Annotated in this window: 3 protein-coding genes and 1 pseudogene; all 4 read right to left on the minus strand. The window is 65.3% G+C overall.

From position 1 onward, the window contains the following. Nucleotides 1–423 (minus strand): cytochrome c-type biogenesis protein (locus OS035_RS33310; protein WP_097630105.1); only part of this gene is annotated, 423 nt, incomplete at its 3' end. After that, complete coding sequence (locus OS035_RS33315; protein WP_183782584.1) at nucleotides 420–2417, minus strand: heme lyase CcmF/NrfE family subunit; 1998 nt, start codon at nucleotides 2415–2417, stop codon at nucleotides 420–422. The genes OS035_RS33310 and OS035_RS33315, both read right to left, overlap by 4 nt. Further along, complete coding sequence (ccmE, locus tag OS035_RS33320) at nucleotides 2414–2881, minus strand: cytochrome c maturation protein CcmE (RefSeq protein WP_097630107.1); 468 nt, start codon at nucleotides 2879–2881, stop codon at nucleotides 2414–2416. The genes OS035_RS33315 and ccmE overlap by 4 nt, the downstream gene beginning before the upstream one ends. Then, nucleotides 2878–3133 (minus strand): annotated as a pseudogene (locus tag OS035_RS33325) (c-type cytochrome biogenesis protein CcmI); the annotation flags it as partial. The pseudogene OS035_RS33325 and the gene ccmE, both read right to left, overlap by 4 nt.

Genomic DNA, 3133 nt, shown 5'->3' on the forward strand with positions numbered 1-3133 from the left:
CTCATCCGCGGTCAATTTACTTCCTGTCGGCTTGCCTGACCGCCTGCGGGCAAAGACCAGCAGTGACAGTCCGCCGGCGAGCACGAGCAGCGCCGGGGCGCCCCACAGCAGGCCGGTCTTCATGCTGAACCGCGGCTTCAGCAGCACGAATTCGCCGTAGCGCGAGACGATATAGTTCAGCACCGCCTCGTCGCTGTCGCCGTCGGTGATGCGCTCGCGCACCAGCAGGCGCAGATCCTTGGCGAGATCGGCATTGGAATCGTCGATCGACTGGTTCTGGCAGACCATGCAGCGCAGTTCCGCCGAAAGGGCGCGAGCGCGCGCTTCCAGTGCCGGGTCGGCCAGCACCTCGTCAGGATTGACGGCGAAGGCCGGCGCGGCCAACAGCATCAAGACGAAAGCCAGGAGGAGACGCCGCATCATTCCGCCGGCTCCATTGCAGGCTCTACAGGCTTTGCCGCCTTCGCCTTCCTGCGCGGGGCGCCGACGCGCAGGCGGCGGTCGCTGAGGGAGACGAGGCCGCCGACAGCCATGACAAGCGCTCCGCCCCAGATGCAGAGGATGAACGGCTTCCACCAGATGCGCACGACGATGCCGCCGTCCTTGGTGGCGTCGCCCAATGAGACGTAGAGCTGGCTGAGGCCGAAGGTCAGGATGCCCGCCTCCGTCGTCGGCATCTGGCGGGCGGTGTAGAGGCGCTTGGCCGACCAGGTATCGGCGACCGCGACACCGGCGCGGCGGATGGTGAAGTGGCCGCGCTCCTCGGTATAGTTCGGCCCGGTCGCCGGCTGCATGCCGTCGAAATGCAGGCTGTAGCCGCCGGCGTCAGTGGTTTCGCCGGGCTTCATCTCGATGACGTATTCGGTCTGGAAGGTCGTCACCGCGACGATGCCGAGCACGCTGATGCCGAGCCCGGCATGGGCAAGAGCGGTGCCGAAGGCCGAACGCGACAGGCCGCTCAGACGCCGCCAGGCGACGTTGCCCGCAACCTTGCCGATGCCGGCACGATACCAGAGATCGGCAACCGCGCCGAAGACCAGGAACAGCCCGGCCGCCAGCCCGAGCACGGACAGCACTGGCCCGCCATGCTGGAGATAGAAGAAGATCAGCGCAGCGGCGAAGGCGATGCCGGCGACGACATAGAGCCGCTGCAGGGCGCCGAGCAGATCGCCGCGCTTCCAGGCGAGCAGCGGCCCGAAGGGGACGATGACGATCAGCGGCGCCATCAAGAGGCCGAAGGTCAGGTTGAAGAAGGGCGGCCCGACGGAAATCTTGTCGCCGGTCAGCGTTTCCAGCAGCAGCGGATAGAGCGTGCCGGTCAAGACCGTGCCGCAGGCGACCGTCAGGATCAGATTGTTGACGACGAGCGCGCCCTCGCGCGAAATCGGCGCAAACAGCCCGCCGGCCGCAAGCTTCGGCGCCCGGAAGGCAAACAGCGACAGCGCACCGCCGATGAAGATCAGCAGGATGCAGAGAATGAAGACGCCGCGGGAGGGATCGCTGGCAAAGGCATGCACCGAGGTCAGCACGCCGGAGCGCACCAGGAAGGTGCCCATCAGCGACAGCGAGAAGGTGAGGATGGCCAGCAGCACCGTCCAGATCTTCAGCGCCTCGCGCTTTTCCATGACGAGGGCCGAATGCAACAGCGCGGTGCCGGCAAGCCAGGGCATGAAGGAGGCGTTTTCCACCGGATCCCAGAACCACCAGCCGCCCCAGCCGAGCTCGTAATAGGCCCAGTAGGAACCCATGGCGATGCCCAGCGTCAGAAAGGTCCAGGCGGCAAGCGTCCAGGGCCGCACCCAGCGGGCCCAGGCGGCGTCGATGCGGCCTTCGAGGAGGGCGGCGACCGCAAAGGAGAAGCAGACGGAAAAGCCGACATAGCCGAGATAGAGCAGCGGCGGGTGGATCGCCAGGCCGACATCCTGCAGGACCGGATTGAGATCGCGGCCCTCGGCCGGCGCCGGATCGAGCCGCAGGAAGGGATTGGAGGTCAACAGGATGAACAGCGTGAAGGCGACCGAAATCCAGGCCTGTACGGCCAGCACATTGGCCTTCAGCGTCTCCGGCAGATTGCGTCCGAAGACGGCGACCAGCGCGCTGAACAGCGTCAGGATCAACAGCCAGAGCATCATCGATCCCTCGTGATTGCCCCAGACGCCGGAATATTTGTAGATCAGCGGCACCAGCGAATGCGAATTCTCCCAGACGTTCTCGACCGAGAAGTCGGAGACGACATGGGCATAGGTCAAGACGCCGAAGGAGAAGACGACGAGCGCAAACATCGCCAGCGAACCGATGGTCGCGACATCCATCATCGCCCGGTCATGGCGGCGGGCGCCGATGACCGGCACGACGGAGAGGATGAGCGCCGTTGCCAGCGCCAGCACCAGCGCGTAATGGCCGATCTCGATGATCATTGCGTCGCTTTCGCCTCCTGGCCCTGACCCTCTTTCCACAGCCCCTGCTGCTTCAGCCTGTCGGCCACGTCCTTCGGCATATAGGTCTCGTCATGCTTGGCAAGCACGGTATCGGCGGTAAAGACGTTGGTCCCGGGTGCAAACATGCCTTCGGTGACCACCCCCTGCCCCTCGCGGAAAAGATCCGGCAGGATGCCGGTATATTTGACCTTCACGGCATTGGCGCTGCCGTCGGTGACGGAAAATTCCACGGTCGAGCCGGCGCCGCGCACGACGCTGCCCTCGCCAACCAGGCCGCCGAGCCGGATGCGGGTTTCCGGCGCCACCGGGGTCTTGGCCAGATCGGCCGGCATGTAGAAATAGGCGACCGACTGGCTGAAGGCGAACATGACCAGCAGCACGGCGGCGGCAATGAAGCCCATGCCGCCTGCGATCACCGCCAGGCGCTTCTGCTTGCGGGTCATTCAGCCAATCCTTCCGTTGATATGCCGAGTTCCCTGGCCAGCGCCAGCAATTGGCTGCCTTGTTCGCCGGGCAGCGGAAAGGCGGCAAGCCCGCGCTTCAGCGCATCGGCGGCACGATCCTTATCGTTCAACACGGCATAGGAGCGGACGAGCCGCACCCATCCCTCGAAATTGTTCGGATCGGCGCTGAGCTTGGCGTCGAGGCTCGCGACCATGCCGCGGATCATCTGCTGACGGTCGCCGGCATTCATG

The sequence above is a fragment of the Rhizobium sp. 268 genome, from assembly GCF_036571585.1.
Taxonomy (GTDB): domain Bacteria; phylum Pseudomonadota; class Alphaproteobacteria; order Rhizobiales; family Rhizobiaceae; genus Rhizobium; species Rhizobium redzepovicii.